Genomic DNA, 18374 nt, shown 5'->3' with positions numbered 1-18374 from the left:
TGTTTAGATAGTATTGAATATGAAAACACTAACCATACTTGATGGCGGCATGGGCCGAGAACTCAAAGAAATTGGCGCGCCATTTTCTCAACCACTTTGGAGTGCTCAAGCGCTGATTGAAGCACCCGAATTTGTCAGCCAAGCGCATCAAAACTTTGTCGATGCTGGTGCTGAAATCCTGATCACTAATAGCTACGCGTGTGTGCCTTTTCATTTGGGTCAAGAGCTCTTTGAACAACGAGGCTTTGAACTAGCCGCACTTTCTGGCGAACTGGCTAAAGCAGTTGCTGACAATACTTCTCACACCGTGAAAGTAGCAGGCGCGATTCCACCGCCATTCGGCAGCTACCGACCAGACTTGTTCAAGGTAGAAGAAGCAGCGCCAATTATTCAAACCCTTTACGATGCACAAGATCCCAACATCGACCTTTGGATCGCGGAAACCATCTGCAGCCTGCAAGAATTCGAATCCATTCATGCGGTACTTAAGCAGTCAAATAAGCCATGTTACTACGCATTCAGTTTGGAAGACACCAAGGGCGATTCTGCCAGCATTCGTTCTGGTGAGAGCGTAACAGATGCGATCAAACTTGCCTGCCAATTAAACGCGACAGGCATTATGTTTAACTGCTCAGTGCCTGAAGTGATGGATCAAGCTATTATCGATGCTCAACAAGTGATCGACGAGTTAGGCAGTGATTTGGAGATTGGTGTCTACGCCAATAACTTTGCTCCTATCAGCAGTGAACATGAAGCCAATGACATGTTTCAGGAGATGCGAGAGCTGGATGGCCAAGGTTACTTAGCTTACGCAAAACGTTGGCACGCATTGGGTGCCAATATTGTCGGTGGTTGCTGTGGTATTGGGCCAAAACACATTCAAGCCTTAGCCGAGTGGAAACGCTCCATACAGAGCTGATACGGAGCTTCAACTAGAATAGAATTAAATAGAGAACAGGTTGAGAAATCTGTTCTCTATTTGTATGTGGCGTCTCTGAGTACACTGATACAAAACAACGATTTGGAGCAACTGATGAGCGGCACGCAACGCAAGATTAAATGGGGTATCGCAGGGCTAGGCAATATCGCCAATCGATTCGCAACCGCAGTCACAGAGCACTGTCTGCATGGTGAACTTTATGCCGTTGCCGCAAGAGATCACTCCCGCGCAGCCACGTTCGCCAATAAGTTTGGTTGCAACAAGGCTTATGGATCTTATGAAGTCATGGCGCAAGATCCAGATGTTGAAGCGGTGTACATCGCTACGGTTCACCCATACCACCAGCCACTCGCCGAACTGTTTCTAAAGAGTAAAAAACATGTATTGGTCGAGAAGCCGGCTTTTACCAACCTTAGTGATTGGCTGGAGATGAAAGCCCTCGCGAAACAAAATGGCGTGATGCTGTTAGAAGCGATGAAAACCGTGGTGTTTCCCGCGTATCGTGAGCTTCAATCATTCTTGGTCGATAACAACATTCAGATAGATTCAATCGAAGCCAGCTTTGGTAACCATCACGACTATAAGCCCGATTTGTTTATCTTCAATCCGGACTTGTCAGGCGGAGCAACGCTCGATGTTGGGGTCTATGGGCTTTGGTTCTTCTACGATCTGTGTCGAACGTTGGGGGTTAGTCCTTCAAAACCTCAGGTAGAGATGTCATGTCTGTATGAGGGGGCCAATGTTGATACCGATTCCTGCTTTCAGTTTTCTGGCGAGATCAACGCGACCATATCAGCTTCGACAGTGCACAACCTGCCCCGCTCAGCTCGATTAAATGGTCCAGATATCACCATCACGATTCAAGACAAATGGTGGAACCCAGCCTACATCGAGGTCGAATATCAGAATGAAACCTTCACCATCGAGCACCCAATTCAAGGCAATGGGTTCGAATATCAAATCGAACACTTCTCACAGCTGGTGCTAGAGGGAAAAACGTACTCTGATATCCTAAGCTCAAATGTAAGTGCTCAGGTACTGGATACCATGGAACAAGCACTCATTGACTCTGGCTATCCACATTTAACTCAACCTCATCGTTAGGAAAAGCAAATTGGGCAACCTTAAGCGCAAGCTTGAACTGTATGAAAAGATATTTCAGGCTTTTGGGCCTGGAGTATCGCATTGTCAAGTCAATCAACTGGCCACACTGCTGCACGTGAGTGAACGTCACGTTCAGACCTTACTCAAAGCGATGACAGCGCAAGGTTGGATTGAGTGGCAAGCTAGTTCAGGCCGCAGCAAGAAGGCACAACTCACGTGTCTGGTTGAACCCATTGAGGCGTGTTACCAATACGCACAAAGCCAAGCAGATTCAGGCAATATTGAGCAGGTGTTTAACACCTTAAGCTTCAATGGCCGAAACGCTGGCACTGAGCTGCAAGCCTTTCTGAGCAGCAACAATCATTCAACACAGAACGTAGCATTAATTCCCTTCCACCGAGAACTTGAAGCACTCCACCCTCAGCGTGTGCTAAGGCGTACTGAACGTTTCTTAGTGATGCAGATTTGCCAACGCCTCACTGCAATTCGACAAGAAAAGCTGAGCGGTGATTTAGCTTATCATTGGCAGCATAATGAAGATGCTACCGTTTGGCATTTCCAAGTTCGTAATGGCGCTCAATTCCATAACGGTCGATCGCTTGAAATCCAAGACATAGTGCGCTGTCTCTCCTCACTCTCTAGGAGCAAATTCTGGCGTCGTTGCTATCAACATATTGTTGACGTGTCGGCTGTCACTGGCGATGTGATCAAAATGACTCTGAGTGAGCCTGATTGGCATTTGCCTCGATTACTGGCTAGACCTGAGGCTTCGATATTTGAGCACACATCAGACGATAAGCTAATTGGCTCAGGCGCTTTCGCGTTGGAGATATTCTCAAGCAAGATGCTGAGGTTAAACCGCAATAATGCCTATTCACACAGCACACCGATTCTCAATCGAGTTGAGCTTTGGGTTTACCCTGACTGGTCGCAAACTAAGGCATGTGCGCAAAACCAAGTGTGCGTCAAAATGCCAGAGAAAACGGTCACGGTGAATGGAGCGAGCGATTCAGCTCTACAGAATTTCGGTTCAACCTTCTTCAAGGTTCAAAACCCGAAGTTGTCGAAAACCGCTCGTGAGTTCACCGTTGAAGACACCTCAGAATGCCAAGCGCTTTTCGAGCAATTATCAGTATCTGACGATCAAAAAACCAATATCGAATATGGACACTACACAGCGACCAAAGACATCGCGCTGTGCAGCATTATTGATGAAAACGATACCTTCTCCTCATGGTTAAGTTTCTTTACTCGTTTCCCTTTTGAAGACTTATCGCTAGCCGCAAAGATGCTAAATAGGATTGAGCAAGGGATAGCCTCAATTCGACGCGAGCCAAACCTCGACCTGGCAATGAATAAGCTGTTAGAACTTAGACATTGGCTCGATGAAACTGGGATTGTGGTTGAGCTCAAGCAAGAAGCGTTCAACTTAGAGGTTTCTGAAAAGATACACGGTGCGCAAGTGAATGGCTTCGGTTGGTGTGAGCTCGACAAGCTATGGATTAGCCATTTGTAAGCGAATTTCGTAGCTGAACTGTATTTCACAACCTAGCCCAACCAAGCTGCAACCAATCATAATGTTCAGTCACAGCGTAGGTCGAATAGGCTAAGGGTTAGCTCACTAGCGATAACTCAGATTCTTTATAGATACGGTTAGCCACTTTGAATGCCGCTGGAGATAAGAGTGTCTCTTTACATCGAGTCTTAAACTGCTCTGCTTCAATCGCCTGCTCTTCCAATAAGTATTTCAGCTCACTTAGGTAGTTAGCTTCAAACACAGCTTGACCAAGTGGTGTGCATTCGTATCGGCTCGACTCTTGGTAGCCAATTGCGGTCAACACAGATTCTGGCAGTTCCCAGAACTTAGCAATGGTGTAAGTCAGGCGAATAGAGTAACTGTTCATCAGGCGCTTCAATGCTAACGAGTTTGGCGGAACAGAGGGATCTACATGCTTGAAGGCTTCTACCATCATTTGGAAAATAATCATCTTGCCTAAGTTGCGAATCAACCCAACAAAGTACGCCGCAGCCTGATCTTCTTGGGATGAAGAGTCTTTCATCAACTCCTTAGAAAAAGACGCGGTTTGAACACTGTGATACCAAATTTTCTCACCGAAGTGACGCCAGTAAATATTGTTCCCCGGCGTGAAGTTCTTCATGTAGCTATTCACTACTCCTTCAACAAGCCCTTGAGAACCCATATTTAAGAATGCTGTTTTTAGGTCAGTAACCTGTTTTTCACCACGCTTATAAAAAGCACTGTTAGCCAGTTTAATCACATCGGCAGCCATACTCGGCTCGCGCTCAATCACTCTTAACAATGCATCGATATCAAACTCATCGCTCTGCAATTCAGCCATTAACGTGGTCACAGAGGCTGGCATCACTGGCAGTTCATTAAGCAAAGCTTTTGGAGAGCGAATCAAACGTTCTATCTGACAAGCGACAAAATCGCTAAATGGATCTGACTCCGTTCGAAGGCGAGACTCTCCAAACAAATAATCAAGGAATTCACCATCGTGCAGGCTAAGTGTCTTATCGACGATTAATGATGATGGCTGAGCGGACGACGGCGGAACAAAAATTGAAGACGGAACAGAATCAGTAGCAACGGTTTGTTGTTGCTCTTGTTGGACAGGCTCTGCAGAGGGTTTGTTTTTTGAATCAACAAAAGGTGAGAATAGTGCCTGCAATACCCTTTTAAACATCAATACGGCTCCTAGATGAATACAACATAGATAGGGATATATAACGGCGGTGATTATCGCACAGGCAACTCATAAACCATACAGTGATAAATGAATCATTAATTTTTCTGCTATATAGGATATGTTATTTAGCCGTTTGCTAGGCCAAGCCTCCGGTATTCGCCAGAAACAAAAAAGCGAGCAAGTAACACTTGCTCGCTCTTCCATCAATCTGAATCCTGAAGCTGACTAAATTAGCGCTCTGCTACTTCTAACACAATCTTGCCCATAAACCTCAGTCAAACAAGGCTCAATCAGAACACGTTCGCCAATACGCTCAGCCGATACTTCGTTACCAACGGTTACGAATCAATAAAATGAAAAATTCCGCACCCAATAGAGTGCGGAATTTATCGATATAGATGAGAGACTTACTGTTTAAGCTAGAGTCGACTACGTATCGTCACCAACACAGATAACGCACCACAAAGTACTAACACCACACCTAGATCTTGAATCAGTCCCGCCAAAGCGAGCCCTGAACCAATCAAGGTGTAATACATCAAACCAAACAGTGCGCCTGCGCTTCCTGCTTGAGATTGGTAACGCACTAACGCTCGGCTCAATACATTAGGAATCGCAATGCCAAACGCCATAACCACCAACATCATCGGAAGCAAGAACCAGATCGTGTGTTGTGAAAAATACACACCCACCGCACCTAATGTTTGAAGCCCTGCCGCTAAGCCAATCAAAGAGATAGATGATACTTGTCGTTTCAATAGCGCTTTGTTAATCAAGCTTCCCAACAAGGTTCCGAACCCAAGCACGACGCCACTATAACCAAACTGCTCGATGCTGAACCCAAGCAGCAAGAAGGTGAATGAACCCAGTTGGTAATACGAAAACAGCGCAATATTGAACGAGGCGACAAGCAGTGCCGACACCCAAATACCACCGTCTTTAATCATATGAATACTGAGCGATTTTAATCGTAGCGGCTGCTTAGATTGCTGCGTTTCAGGCAGCGACCATAAGCTATGTGTCAGCAGCGCTAACACCATAATAAACAAAGCAATAAACACATATTGATGCCCGCCTGCTTGGCTTAATTGACCACCAAGTAGCAACCCGATGATTGGGCTAATCGACAATCCCATCCCCATGTAACCAAATACCTTAGCTAGCTCAGTACCGCTAAAGGCATCTCGAAGCATGGTTTGAGTGACGACAGAGCCAACCGCAAGCCCGAAAGCGCCCATGGCTCTGGCTATCATCAACCAAACAAAGCTATTGGTTTGCATTGCGATCAGCGCAGAACAGGCGAATAACCCCAAGCCCAATAACATGGTGGGCCGGCGTCCCCATTTGTCTGCCAATATGCCCCATACCACAACACCGAGCGCAAACGCTGAGAAGTAAATCGATAGGGTTTGAGTAGCTTGTGTGTAGCTGACATCAAAGGATTTCGATATTGAATCCAGAGTCGGGCTATAGATGGTTTCTGCGATTTGGGGGAACATCAACAGCAGCACCATTTGCCATAAAGAAGGTTTTGTTTTCATCATTTTTCCAAGACCAGTGAACTTGACGCGAAGTCTAGAGGAAACTAATCTTGGCTCGTTAACAACATTAAAACCAAAAACAACAAAATTGGGACAAATGGCATTAATTAGTGAGACCATCGAGTTTGATGCAGACAGTATACCCGCGCCTGTAATTGGCATTGCCGCAGAGCTAGGCAAACATGACTCAGGCATACACCACCACGTCAAGGGGCAACTTCTGTATGCTCCGCAAGGCTGCATCACCTTGACCTTAGAGAACGCTCTTTGCATTTTACCGCCGACCAAAGCCGTGTGGATCCCGCCCTATACCAAGCACCGAGCGCAGATGACCAATGTGGTTGCCTATCGCTCACTGTATTTCGATAGCAGTGTTTGCACCTGCCCAGAGGCCATTGAGATTGTGGAAGTGAACGAGCTTTTGAAAGCGCTGATCAATAAGATGGCCTTTTGGGATTGGAACATTGCATCGGAGCACACAACCAACACCGCCAACCTATTCTGGGAAGAGTTTTACAGTGCCAATCAGCATTCGTTCATCTTGCCACTACCGACAGATCGCCGCTTTAAAAGCTTTTGCAAGCAAGTTCGAACCGCCTCTTTTCTTGCCCCTGCATTATCGACATTAGCGAATTCGGTTGGCGCAAGTACCAAGACGATTACTCGATTATTCAAAGCCGAAACAGGCATGACTTATCAAGAGTGGCGACAACAATGGCGCTTGTTTAAAGCGATTGAACTGCTCTCAGAAAACCGACAAGTCGGTGATGTGGCTCATCTGTTAGAGTTCTCATCCAACAGTGCGTTTATCGCTTTTTTCAAACAGCAAACCGGACAAACCCCGTTGGCGTTTACCAAGTTAGGGACGTGATCGTAGTAATCCAAACTCTGAGGTTGTACTTAGTTCAGATAAAAAAAACCAGAACATGAGTTCTGGTTTTTTAATACAGATTCAACTAGTCAATCAACACCAGCGAATCGAGAATCCCTTTTCCACTGTGGATCCCGCCTTCGTTTTCGCTGGCTGGCTTACTGCGGATTAAGTAGCCAGCATAACCGTCCAGCTCTGTTACTGGTTCTCCTTGATAGTAAGCGGTGAATAAACCTACTTCGCTGACTAAGTCTGTCACGAGCGTTTGTTGTGTATCGCGCACTGCGATGGTCGGTACGTCACGTTCATGAGGGTACAAGCGCTGCATCAGTGCCCACGCGTCGTACTCTTCTGGCTCAAGTTGGCTCAGCTGTTCACTGATATCGTCACCAAAGACGCAGTGGCCACCGCCCTCTCCTTGGTTTTTCAGCACCCATTCTTGCTTATCAGCTTGTGTATTAAACCATTCAATTTCTTCACTGCCGATGGGCTTCATGTCAGCTAATACACTCTTGACCAGTTCGGCTTCTTGTAACGTTAAACCCCAACGTGCGTATTCAGCTGCTGGCATCATGGTCAGCAACATTTGCATGGTTTTACTGGTCGCTAATTGCTGGTTGATGGTCGCGTTCATTGCGACATGGTGTTGCTCCATAAACAAGCGAGTCTGACTTAACGTATGGCAACAAACCGATTCGTTGAGTTCTGGAGCCCAGTAATCTGAATACTGATAGCCAGCTCTTAGGTACACCACATCGACAGCGCCCACATCTTTCAATAACAAGCGTTGATTATCGCCCGATGAAAGCTGGCAGCTCAATTGTTCAAAGGTACGACGAACCGTGCGAATGCCCTGTTTTTGCAGCTCAACTTCAAGCAAATGTTGGTCATATACGTTGTCTTCGTTCTTCTGCACCACCATCAAGAAAACCGGTTTATCTTGCTCGTTGAAGTCGGCTTTTACTTGCCTTGCAGCATTAGCGATACCATAAGCCAACTGGGTTAAACCTTGGTTTTCAGCCGGTGTTGCTGACGGGTCTTCCAACCAATTGTTATAAACGTTTGCCCATTGGTTTTGCATGAACGAGTGGAACTCTGTAGCGCGTTGACCAAACGGGGCCATCCCTGCCGCAATGCCATTAAACTCAATCACTTTTGCACCGTGTCGGCGATCGTCCATAAAATCAGTACGCATCAACAACAAAGGTTGTCGAGCTGGATTCAAGCGCTCATCGGCACTGCCATGAGCCTGTTGATGAAGCTCCATCAAGCGACCAAAAAACGGATCGGCTTTCGCCATATCGCTCAATGATGACTGTAAAAAGTCATGGTCTTCCGAAACATTGTTGATGAGCTTGGTGATAAGCGGTGTCACCCTCAACAGGTGTTCAAATACCTTACGCTCAATACTCATTGGAGCAAGGCTAAAAGGGCAATGTCTCGCGGTATTGTCAGACTGACGAAAAGCGACACCGTGCATAATGGCCCACTCACAAGCATCTTCAATGACTTGTTGCGGAATCGATGGCATTGGATTCATTTAGATATCTCATTCTTGGCGGGCATTTGGCACCCGTAGTAAGACGATGCTCATTCGAAAAAGACGAAATAAATTTTAAAAAAGTTATTTCGCCGTTTTGATCATCGTAGCTCGCAGTTTACAGCTGAGGTTCTTGGGTCTTATTGACGATTAGGTCGCGAAGCCATTTGTGACTTGGTTCAGAGTCAAAATAACGATGCCAAAGCAAAAACAAACCACCGGGAACCAACTCAATGGGAATCGGTTTCATCACCAGTTCGCCACTCTCAATATAGTCACAAACCGAGTTGTACGGATAACACATTAACAAATCGCTTTGCTTGCACAGCTTTACTGCGCTGGTGATGTCCGACACGTTGGCGGCTTTGTTAATTTGAAGCTGTTTGGCTTGCAAGATCTCCAGAAGCAACCAGTCGCCAACGCCACCAGTGACTAACTGAATATGACGGTATTTAAGGAAGGCTTGCAGGTTCCAATCTTCCTGAAGCACCGGGTGATCATTACGCATCAAACACACAGAGTAATCTTGCAGCAATTCGACATGGTTTAACTCAGCAGGGATATTTTGAATGTGAGTACTCGCTCTTTCATCGAGCTCAAAAATTCCAATCCCAAAATCGACCTCACGCTTTAGTAGGCGCTTAAAGGTTTCGCTACTCCAAGTAGTGCTGTTTACCGTAATGTTCGGCGCATCTGCCAACGCGTTAGGCATAAATTTAGGGTATATCGCGGTATAAGCGGTTTCAACAAGATCGATATTAAAAGTGCGCTCGCTGTCTTTCGGCTCAAAAATGTCCGGCACGGTTAGCTGTTCAACTTGCAAAAGGATCTGATGAATCTTAGGCGCTAAAGAAGTAGCTTTCGGGGTTGGAAACAGACCTTTAGATTCTCGCTCAAATAGCGGATCATCAAACAAAGCTCTCAGCTTAGTGAGCTGTTTACTTACCGCAGACTGGCTCAAAAAGAGTCGCTCTGCTGTTTTACTCACACTTCGCTCTTCAATAAGAACATGTAGGCAAAGCAGCAAATTCATGTCGCATTTAAGTAAGCTTTTAACATCTACCATGATATTCCCTAAATTCAGGTTAATGATGATTAATTGTCACTTTAAATCATATCATGGTCTTGGTAAATTTAGCGCATGTGAGTTAACACGCTCAAATAATAATAGAATTAAGGAATACTCATGGATTTTCTAGCACTACCAAAGATTGATTTACACTGCCACCTAGACGGAAGTGTTCGCCCAGATACGATTATTGACCTAGCAAAACAGTACAATATCGAACTACCTGAAGATCGCGACGCGGTTGTTCAATCTCTAACGGTGCCAGAAGATTGCAAAAACCTAGATGAGTATCTGGCTTGTTTCAGCCTGCCACTACAAGTAATGCAGACTGAAGAAGCGATTGAGCGTATCTCTTTCGAGCTTTACGAAGACGCTGCACTAGAAAACGTTAAGTACCTAGAAGTTCGTTTCGCACCAATCCTGCACGTAAACAAGGGCTTGTCTCTTGATACGATCATTGCAAGTGCAGTAAAAGGCATGAAGCGCGCAGAAGAGAAATACGACATCAAGGGCAACTACATTATGTCTGTGCTTCGTATGTTCCCTAAAGATTCTATCAAAGACGTGATCGACGCAGGCCAACCTTACCTAGGTAAAGGCGTGGTTGCGTTTGATATTGCGGGCGGTGAAAAGCCGGGCTTCTGCGCTGAATTCCCTGAGTACACGCAATACGCTCTTGAAAAAGGCTACCGCATTACAGTTCATGCTGGTGAACAATGGCACGGTCAAAACGTTTACGATGCAGTGACAATGCTTGACGCTGAGCGTATCGGCCACGGTGTTCACATCCAAGGTAACGAAGACGCATATAACATCGTTAAAGAGAAGCAGGTTGCGCTTGAAACTTGCCCAACAAGTAACGTTCAAACTAAATGTATTCACAAATTCAGCGACCACCCAATTGCTGAATTCAAGAAAGACGGCATCGTTGTGACCATCAACACAGACAACCGTACTGTGTCGAACACAACCATGACTAACGAAGTGAAGCGTGTGTGTGAAACATTCGGCCTAACAAAAGAAGACTACGTAGAAATCTACAAATACTCTGTAGAGAGCGCTTTCGCTTCAGATGAAGTGAAACAACACCTAATGGGTTTCGTTGAGCAAATCTAATTTAAGCAAGCTTGATTGCTAAGTAGAAAAACAGGAAGAGAAAGGCTGAGGCTTTTCTCTTTTTTTATGCCCGAAAATCGCTAATCTTACAGTATTCGTCATTTATACCAATCACAGTAAGTAAGTGATCATAAATAGCGCAGGAAAAAGGCTTAAGAACAAGGCAGAAATTTTCGATAAGTAGTTATTCTACAATCAAAATTTCTAACGCAGTTATTGAGCGTTTTAACCAGCTAGGATGACCAGTTATTTACTACGATTGGTATTAAACCGAGACTCTCGGAAAGTGGGCAAGCATGAGTAATACAAACGTTAAAACTGAACTAGAAAAGATGCTATCTGGGCAAGTATATGATGGTGCAGACCAAGAAATTGATACCATGCGTTCCAATGCCAGAAAGTCGCTAATGGCTTTCAACAGTCACCAAGACCCAGACCAGCAACACACATTGCAAGAGCAGCTATTTGGTAAGGTGGGTAGTAGCAGCTTAATCCAGCCCCCTTTTCATTGTGAGTTTGGCAAAACCATCGAGATTGGCGAAGATACCTTCATTAACATGAACGCAGTAATGCTAGATGGTGCGAACATCAAAATCGGCAACAATGTTTTAATTGGACCAAGTGCGCAATTCTATACGCCATCACACTCCCTTGATTATCGTAGCCGCCGTAAATGGGAAACCTTCTGTTTACCCATAACAATCGAAGATGATGTGTGGGTTGGTGGCAACTCAGTGATCAACCAAGGTGTAACGATTGGCGCTCGCTCGGTTATCGCAGCGAACTCAGTAGTCAACAATGATGTACCACCAGATTGCCTATACGGTGGTACGCCGGCAAAATTGATTAGATATTTGAATACTGAACAGCCAACTGACGACAGCAAGTAAACGCGAACTAAAAGTAAATGACAAAAGAGGTGATATTTTTAATTAAACATCACCTCTTTTTTGATTAGTTTACCGTGTCTCTTCTATCGAATGGGCTTCGTTCCATGGCTTTTTCATACTCACTTTTCGGGCCACTCAAATACGTAGTTTTGACGAATTTTTCCCAATCATAAAACAGCGATTCTATTGGCTGATCGGTAAGCTGTGAGGGGTCACCATTGCTCTTAATAAGATCAACAAACGCCCCTTCTCCCCATGAACGTTCAATAAACTCACCGACCGTATACCCAAGCTCATAAACCGCCGAGCTACTGTTCGGCTTATTGTATAAGTCCTGAACAAGCCCATCAAAGCGGCCTTTGATGGCGCTCCTGTTATTCATGTGGAACCAATAATCTTCAGATTTATAGATGGCTACGGCTTCCCACAACCAACGAGGGTTGTTCGCGAAATTGGGGTTGATTTGAAGTGTCAGTAAATGCACAAATTCATGCAATGCCGTTCGTTGGATTTCACCACCAAAATAAAGCAGCCTGATTTCATTACTTTTAGGCTCGATGTAGCCTGTAGAAAACGCATATCGCTGTCCAATGCTACGCTCTTGCTCATCTAAGTACGCCTTTTGGCTTTGCCATACTCTCACCGTTATGACCGGTATTGAGTCCAGGCCGAAGCTCTTCATCAAAGGCGCCTGTTTAAGTAATAGCTCGTTATAAATACTGGGAATTATCGCAGGTGAAGTTCCATCATAAAGGACAAACTTGAACTGTCCTTTATCTGATTCATAGCAACTATCACATGCTTGCTCACCGCGAATTTGAAGCACGAAAGCCACGACTAAAACCAGCACCGACATAGTCAAAAACAAGAATGTAACGATAGACTTAGGTGGGTATCTTTTCATTTTCTACATCCTCAAATTTAACTCATTCGCCAAGGTGTCAATCTATTAAATTAACGCCAAGCGCCTGCAAGCTGTTTTCACACTGAGCGGCATCGGTAAACTGAATACCAGCTATGCCTACAGCCTTTGCCCCTTCAACGTTATAGGGCATATCATCGATGAAGACGGTTTCTGAAGCTTCAAGCCCATTATTAGATAGCAGCGCTTGGTAGATTTCAGGTTGTGGCTTAAGCATGCCCAATTCAGCAGATACTGCCGCACCATCAAACAACGCCCAAAACTGATAGGTATTTTTTAAATATTCAACAATCTCGACCACATTGTCAGTAAGCGCGTACACATCATAGCCCGATCGCTTTACTCGCTCGATGAGTTCAACTGAACCGTGCAGTAAGATCTGCGTTTGCTTAACGTAATAGAACAGGCGATCGCACTCTAACGGGGACAAGTCGAGTTCTTGTTGATAACGAAGCTTGGCCTCACTTTCGGTCAAGAATCCTTTGTTCAAATCCAACCAAATCGTACTTTGAAAAATAGAACGAGCTCGAGACTCCAATTCTTCAGTATCACCAAAAGTAAGCCGGGCAATTTCCAGAGGTGCCCAACGCACAATGACATTGCCTACATCAAACACCACATTTTTGATTTCATTAGAACTCATACACACTCCCGTTATCACCATGTCATTGATGGAAAAGCGACACAAAGTGCCGCACATCAAGATTCATAGCGAACGTTTATAAATTAAAAGCCTTGGGTAGAATATACAATCAATAGAGTACAAAAAAGGCCATCATTACGACGGCCTTCTCAATATCAATAAACTAAGAAATAACTAACACAAATCGGCTTCTGAAGAGAATATGGTTGGTGCTTTAGAAGCGCTATACACCTATACCTTTATTGATCTTTTTCCATTGAAGTGGTGTTATTCCGTTCGCTCGCTTAAACGCTCTTTTAATTGTGAGGCATCTGCGTATCCCAAGTGAAGCGCAATATCTGAGATCGAATAGTCTTGAATAGTCATAACGCGCTTAGCGAACTTAAAAGACAGGGCCATCTAAAAGCACTCACCAACTTAAGACATGAAAACTTAGCCATGTAGCTCGCAACTCAGAAACCTCAAGCACTCGAAGTACGTCCTATTGGATGTGCTTTTTTCCTGCCTGCTTACAGGTGATCTTATTCTTCCTCCTATCAAGCCAAGAGAGAGCAAGGTGAGATACCAAGTAAATTAAAGATCGAGTAATAAATAGGACAAATATATAGGAAGTTTAAGAAATAACTATATAATATGATTACGCTTCAATAATTACACTCCCCATTTAACTAACCTCCTTACTCCTTATAACAATATTTTCACTGGTCACCTCCTCAATAAAATACCAGTCAATCACGAATACTTTGTGATATCAATCTAGACTAAATTCCCAAGTACAACTTATTGATACTGCCCACCCAACAAATTAATCTCTCGTAAGAAAATTTTTACTAAAAACCACCATTAACTTAATTTTACGCATCAAAACAATTATACTCCCCACATATTGATAATGAGTTAAACGTTAGTAACATTGAGTGAAACTTGTTCAATAAACAACAAGTAAAATTCTCAAATTTGCAAAACTCAACTCATAGTTAATATTGAAAATATTTGGAACCAAAATCACAAGAGTAGGATTCTCTTGAATTTATTATCAAGGATACTGACGAAAATAGAACAGGCATTGTTAGATGAATAATTCTGCAACGTATTTACTTGCTGCTTTACGAGAAAAAATCAAAGAGAAAGGGATTTGTTATTCCGATCTCTCTGCCGGGATGGGAATTCCTCTCTCAACCATTAAAAGACAACTACACAACACGTCTTTAGGGCTGGATAAAATACTCTCATACGCAACTCATTTAGATACTGACTTAGTAGAATTATCTATTCTAGGCAAACAGTTACAGCAAGAGAACGAACAGTTTATTACGGATATAAACAGTGAAATATTCCATCAATATCCGTACTTGTTTGATTTTCTGTATCTATTACGACGCAAGGAATGGTCACCTCAAGATATTGCCAATAAATACCAACTGAGCCATACGTCAGTCGCCATATATTTTCGCGCATTAGAAATGATGGATTATGTTGAATTGAAAGGTAATGACCAATACCGATTCAAAGATCAAGGCCGTTTTATTTTTGAAGAAGGATCTAAGCTTGATACGTTGTTTGCTAAGCGCTTTAGAGATGAAGTATTCAGCCATGACGTGCGCCCTCCGATCTGTATAGGACGCATTGCTATTACTGAAGAACAAGAAGAAAAGCTGGCTAACGAAGTGTACAACAAACTGATTGAATTTGATGTACAAAACAAGAATGGAGAAGGCAGTGAACGACTCAGAAATGTGTTAATGACCTACACTCCAGGCAATCAGATATTTCTTTCTGATACGATCCCAAATATTGACGGTGAATTATTAAAATCCATATCGATGGCAAACGAATAATGATTAACACGCACTAATAATAATTTATATTTTATTGATAAGGAATCTAGTCGTAATCCATCAAGGCACAATATTATTAAATAATTAATAACTTGTTATTTAAACAAGTTGAATAAAGAAAGAATAGACGCAAATAGCGCTCTTTTCTCATACCAATAAGTGAAATAAATAAGGTTGAATCTTCTTCACGAAACTCGGCAGGGCATGTCTCGACCTTTTTTCGCCTGATCAGATTCAAAAATCAATAAAGAAGGATATAACATGCAGTTTAAAACGTCTTTATGTGCGATTGCTGTCGGGGTTGCTCTAACACTAAGCGGGTGCAACAGTAGTGATAATAGCTCGAATGTGGATGCTCCACTTAAAGCAACCGAATTCCACAACACCATCGATCGTGCAGGTGTACCTGTGGCATTGCGTGATTTACACGGCGGCCACCTGCGCTACATTCCAATGTTCGATAACGGCTCATGGCATGGCCACACGTTAGACACCAAAGGTGGTGAAATCACACTAGGTGGTACAGCGCTATTGACCGAAGAATACGTATCATTCATGGCTGCACGTTTCGACCGTTTGACTCTGGCTGTCGACGGCCAGCCAATGCCGCTAGAATTGACAAACGCATACTCACAACCAGGTGCGTTGATTCAAACGTATACAGGCGAGAACGGTATCGAAGCCGAGCTAGAAATGCGTTTTGTGACTAATCGTACTTCTCTTGCAAAAACCACCATCAAAAACCCCAATAAGCTAGATATTCAAGGTGAATGGGATGGTGAGTTGATGCAAAACTATCGTGCGGATGATGGCACGGCATACAAGAATGAAGACAGCACAGTCCGTAGTGTTGAAGAAGCTTACCCAACTTACTCCCGTGAAATTACAGCGACAGACAGTGGTGTAGAAGTCTCTTTTGGCGCAGTTCGTGATTCATGGTCATTGTTGACATCTAGCGATTCAAAGTTCGAAGTGACGCGTTCTATCAAACCAGAAACTTCTACCATCAATGATGACAAGAAAGGTTTCGTGCAAACGGCCTCTCTAGGTGATGGCGAAGAGATCACGTTATACACGGCTTACACTCACGTTCAAAACACCAAAGAACAAGCGTCTGAGTTTGCAAAACTAGATAAAGTAATGGCCGATCCAAAAGGTTACATGCACGATTCAGCAATGCGTTGGGAAGAGTACCTAGAAAACGGTCTCACCAACGATGCGGCTTCAAAAGAGCATGAGTTCGTTGCAGTAAAAGCAATGGAAACATTGAACGCGAACTGGCGTGGAGCTGCGGGTGCGATTGACCACGACACGGTAACCCCTTCCGTTACGGCTCCTTACTTCTCAGGCAACATGACATGGCCGTGGGATACATGGAAGCAAGCTTACGCAATGTCACACTTCAACCCAGATGTAGCGATGGAAAACATTCGTACTGTATTCCAATACCAAGTGCAGTCTGATGATCCAGTGCGCCCTTGGGATGAAGGTTACCTGCTTGATGTTGTGACTTACAACCTGCCAGCAGAACGCTGGGAAGGCATGTCTACTGAATACAAAAAAGTGTTCCCTCAAGCGACAGATGGCTTGAACTGGAACGAGCGTAATACTAAGCCATCACTGGCAGCATGGGCGGTATGGGAAGTGTATACCGCACTGAAAGATGAGCATAACCGTCCAGAAGAAGCGCAAAAATGGCTAGAAGAAATGTATCCGAAGCTAGTGGCGTTCCACGATTGGTGGTTACGTGCTCGTGATACCAACAAGAACGGAATTCCGGAATATGGCGCAGCGAAAGATCCAATTCACACGGTTTTCGCAGGTGACGTGAATGACGGTTCTTGGGGATCAGATGCGTCTGTGGACGACATGAAATTCCAATATAAAGACGAGGCAAATGGCGATACGTGGCTCAAAGAAACGAGTATCGAGAAGTACAACGAATTGCTGACTTCTGGTGATTACACGGCGATGAGTATCCCTGCAAAAGTCGCAGCGGGTTGGGAGTCGGGTCGTGATAACGCGGGCGTGTTCGGCTTTATTGACACTATCGATAACCTACAAGGATTATCTGAACAACCGACACAAGAAAAAGCGGAAGAGATAGACCAAATGGGTCGCTACGCGCACGACACCAATGGCTTTGACAACACGTACAATATTGCGATGGGCGCAGACGGTTCAGTGGTGACCTACCTTGATAATTCGCTTGAGAACATGAACAAATTGGCTCAAGCGAAGAAAGATTGGGAAGTGAAGTTCAACGAGAACACTGACGATTCAAGCAACCTCTCAGGTTACTCATTGATGCAAGAGTCGGTAGACCAAGCATCTTACTGGTACTCAGATAACCTATACCTATCGCAAATCGCCGACGTACTGGGTAAAGCAGACAAAGCGGCCGAGTTTGCAGAAAAAGCAGCGGACACCAAAGAGTACATCAACCGTTGTATGTACGATGAGTCAACAGGCTTCTACTACGATATCGAAGTGGTACCAAATGGACTTCCTAACCAATGTGCAGGTCCGGTACTAGTGAAGCGAGGCATGGGCCCTGAAGGTTGGTCACCACTATTCAACAACGCCGCGACGCAAGAACACGCGGACAAAGTCGTGGAGAACATGCTGAATACCAGCAAGTTTAACTCACCTAAGATTCCGCTAGGTACGGCATCAATGGACAACCCGGCTTACGGCCCAGACATTTACTGGCGTGGTCGCGTGTGGCTAGATCAGTTCTACTTTGGTGTGCGCGGTATGGACAACTATGGCTACGGTGTAGAAGCGCGTCAAATGGTCGACAAGCTATTCCAAAATGCACAAGGCCTAACAGAATCTACCCCGATTCAGGAAAACTACAACCCAGAAACGGGCGAGGTTCAGGGCGCGAATAACTTCTCTTGGAGTGCAGCGCACCTTTACATGTTGTACAACGGTTTCGTGGGTAAATAGCAGCCACACTCATTAGATATTAGGCGTTGCGGATGACCCCCCTAGCATCTGCAACCGCTTAAACCTCTTCAAATCAGGTTAGATTCAAAAGTCACAGTAAATGCTGTGGCTTTTTTATTATTTGCTTGCATGTAACCTCGCCTTCACGCTTATCTAATCAAGAAAGAGAATAAAGTCACACCCCCCAGAAGTAACCCTCTAATTCGCCCTCCAAAACACCCTATTTCCCATCATCTA

Annotated in this window: 14 protein-coding genes and 1 pseudogene; 8 read left to right on the top strand and 7 right to left on the bottom strand. The window is 44.4% G+C overall.

Annotated features, from left to right (window positions below):
• Nucleotides 1–19: 19 nt before the first annotated feature.
• From BCU34_RS16900 to BCU34_RS16890, 3 genes are all read left to right on the top strand, one after another.
• On the top strand, nt 20–919 hold the full coding sequence (locus tag BCU34_RS16900) for a homocysteine S-methyltransferase family protein (protein ID WP_102480604.1): 900 nt from the start codon (nt 20–22) through the stop codon (nt 917–919).
• Nucleotides 920–1033: 114 nt separating this feature from the next.
• Complete coding sequence (locus tag BCU34_RS16895) at nt 1034–2044, top strand: Gfo/Idh/MocA family protein (RefSeq protein ID WP_102480605.1); 1011 nt, start codon at nt 1034–1036, stop codon at nt 2042–2044.
• Nucleotides 2045–2054: 10 nt separating this feature from the next.
• Nucleotides 2055–3560, top strand: coding sequence for an SgrR family transcriptional regulator (locus tag BCU34_RS16890; protein ID WP_102480606.1), 1506 nt, complete (start codon nt 2055–2057; stop codon nt 3558–3560).
• A gap of 97 nt (nt 3561–3657) precedes the next feature.
• Here the strand turns inward: BCU34_RS16890 and BCU34_RS16885 are convergent, their stop codons facing one another.
• The gene (locus tag BCU34_RS16885) at nt 3658–4752 is read right to left on the bottom strand and encodes an HDOD domain-containing protein (protein WP_102480607.1); all 1095 of its coding nucleotides are present in this window, start codon (nt 4750–4752) and stop codon (nt 3658–3660) included.
• A gap of 422 nt (nt 4753–5174) precedes the next feature.
• Nucleotides 5175–6296, bottom strand: coding sequence for a multidrug effflux MFS transporter (locus tag BCU34_RS16880; RefSeq protein ID WP_102480608.1), 1122 nt, complete (start codon nt 6294–6296; stop codon nt 5175–5177).
• A gap of 97 nt (nt 6297–6393) precedes the next feature.
• On the opposite strand from BCU34_RS16880, the gene BCU34_RS16875 reads away from it, so the two are divergent.
• Nucleotides 6394–7167 (top strand): AraC family transcriptional regulator, encoded by a 774-nt coding sequence (locus BCU34_RS16875; protein WP_102480612.1) that lies wholly within the window; start codon nt 6394–6396, stop codon nt 7165–7167.
• Nucleotides 7168–7252: 85 nt separating this feature from the next.
• On the opposite strand, the gene BCU34_RS16870 is transcribed toward BCU34_RS16875, so the two are convergent.
• Nucleotides 7253–8707: a glutathione synthase gene (locus tag BCU34_RS16870; RefSeq protein WP_102480609.1), complete on the bottom strand. Its 1455-nt coding sequence runs from the start codon at nt 8705–8707 to the stop codon at nt 7253–7255.
• Nucleotides 8708–8825: 118 nt separating this feature from the next.
• The gene (locus BCU34_RS16865; protein WP_102480610.1) at nt 8826–9773 is read right to left on the bottom strand and encodes a LysR substrate-binding domain-containing protein; all 948 of its coding nucleotides are present in this window, start codon (nt 9771–9773) and stop codon (nt 8826–8828) included.
• A gap of 120 nt (nt 9774–9893) precedes the next feature.
• Between BCU34_RS16865 and add the strand changes: the two genes are divergently transcribed.
• Nucleotides 9894–10892: an adenosine deaminase gene (add, locus tag BCU34_RS16860; protein ID WP_065111595.1), complete on the top strand. Its 999-nt coding sequence runs from the start codon at nt 9894–9896 to the stop codon at nt 10890–10892.
• A 296-nt stretch (nt 10893–11188) separates the two neighbouring features.
• Nucleotides 11189–11782 (top strand): sugar O-acetyltransferase, encoded by a 594-nt coding sequence (locus tag BCU34_RS16855; RefSeq protein WP_102479723.1) that lies wholly within the window; start codon nt 11189–11191, stop codon nt 11780–11782.
• A 64-nt stretch (nt 11783–11846) separates the two neighbouring features.
• On the opposite strand, the gene BCU34_RS16850 is transcribed toward BCU34_RS16855, so the two are convergent.
• The 3 genes and pseudogenes from BCU34_RS16850 to BCU34_RS16840 all read right to left on the bottom strand — a co-directional run.
• On the bottom strand, nt 11847–12686 hold the full coding sequence (locus BCU34_RS16850; protein WP_102432565.1) for a hypothetical protein: 840 nt from the start codon (nt 12684–12686) through the stop codon (nt 11847–11849).
• A gap of 37 nt (nt 12687–12723) precedes the next feature.
• Nucleotides 12724–13347, bottom strand: coding sequence for an HAD family hydrolase (locus BCU34_RS16845; protein ID WP_102479722.1), 624 nt, complete (start codon nt 13345–13347; stop codon nt 12724–12726).
• A gap of 223 nt (nt 13348–13570) precedes the next feature.
• Nucleotides 13571–13740: pseudogene (locus BCU34_RS16840) on the bottom strand (helix-turn-helix domain-containing protein); the annotation flags it as partial.
• Between the two features lie 680 nt (nt 13741–14420).
• On the opposite strand from BCU34_RS16840, the gene BCU34_RS16835 reads away from it, so the two are divergent.
• On the top strand, nt 14421–15185 hold the full coding sequence (locus BCU34_RS16835; RefSeq protein WP_102480585.1) for a helix-turn-helix domain-containing protein: 765 nt from the start codon (nt 14421–14423) through the stop codon (nt 15183–15185).
• Between the two features lie 261 nt (nt 15186–15446).
• Complete coding sequence (ygjK, locus tag BCU34_RS16830) at nt 15447–18137, top strand: alpha-glucosidase (RefSeq protein WP_102480510.1); 2691 nt, start codon at nt 15447–15449, stop codon at nt 18135–18137.
• Nucleotides 18138–18374 lie beyond the last annotated feature (237 nt).

Origin of the sequence: Vibrio sp. 10N.286.45.E10 (assembly GCF_002874195.2) — a bacterium.
Lineage (GTDB): Bacteria > Pseudomonadota > Gammaproteobacteria > Enterobacterales > Vibrionaceae > Vibrio > Vibrio crassostreae.
Note: the sequence above shows the minus strand (reverse complement) of the source record. Positions and strands in the feature narration are given on the sequence as shown.

Bases quoted from the DNA above. Each gene is read 5' to 3' on its own strand.
- BCU34_RS16845 (WP_102479722.1), bottom strand. From the start codon at position 13,347: ATGAGTTCTAATGAAATCAAAAATGTGGTGTTTGATGTAGGCAATGTC.
- BCU34_RS16855 (WP_102479723.1), top strand. From the start codon at position 11,189: ATGAGTAATACAAACGTTAAAACTGAACTAGAAAAGATGCTATCTGGG.
- BCU34_RS16900 (WP_102480604.1), top strand. From the start codon at position 20: ATGAAAACACTAACCATACTTGATGGCGGCATGGGCCGAGAACTCAAA.
- BCU34_RS16880 (WP_102480608.1), bottom strand. From the start codon at position 6,296: ATGAAAACAAAACCTTCTTTATGGCAAATGGTGCTGCTGTTGATGTTC.
- ygjK (WP_102480510.1), top strand. From the start codon at position 15,447: ATGCAGTTTAAAACGTCTTTATGTGCGATTGCTGTCGGGGTTGCTCTA.
- BCU34_RS16850 (WP_102432565.1), bottom strand. From the start codon at position 12,686: ATGAAAAGATACCCACCTAAGTCTATCGTTACATTCTTGTTTTTGACT.
- BCU34_RS16835 (WP_102480585.1), top strand. From the start codon at position 14,421: ATGAATAATTCTGCAACGTATTTACTTGCTGCTTTACGAGAAAAAATC.
- BCU34_RS16875 (WP_102480612.1), top strand. From the start codon at position 6,394: ATGGCATTAATTAGTGAGACCATCGAGTTTGATGCAGACAGTATACCC.
- BCU34_RS16885 (WP_102480607.1), bottom strand. From the start codon at position 4,752: ATGTTTAAAAGGGTATTGCAGGCACTATTCTCACCTTTTGTTGATTCA.
- add (WP_065111595.1), top strand. From the start codon at position 9,894: ATGGATTTTCTAGCACTACCAAAGATTGATTTACACTGCCACCTAGAC.
- BCU34_RS16865 (WP_102480610.1), bottom strand. From the start codon at position 9,773: ATGGTAGATGTTAAAAGCTTACTTAAATGCGACATGAATTTGCTGCTT.
- BCU34_RS16870 (WP_102480609.1), bottom strand. From the start codon at position 8,707: ATGAATCCAATGCCATCGATTCCGCAACAAGTCATTGAAGATGCTTGT.
- BCU34_RS16895 (WP_102480605.1), top strand. From the start codon at position 1,034: ATGAGCGGCACGCAACGCAAGATTAAATGGGGTATCGCAGGGCTAGGC.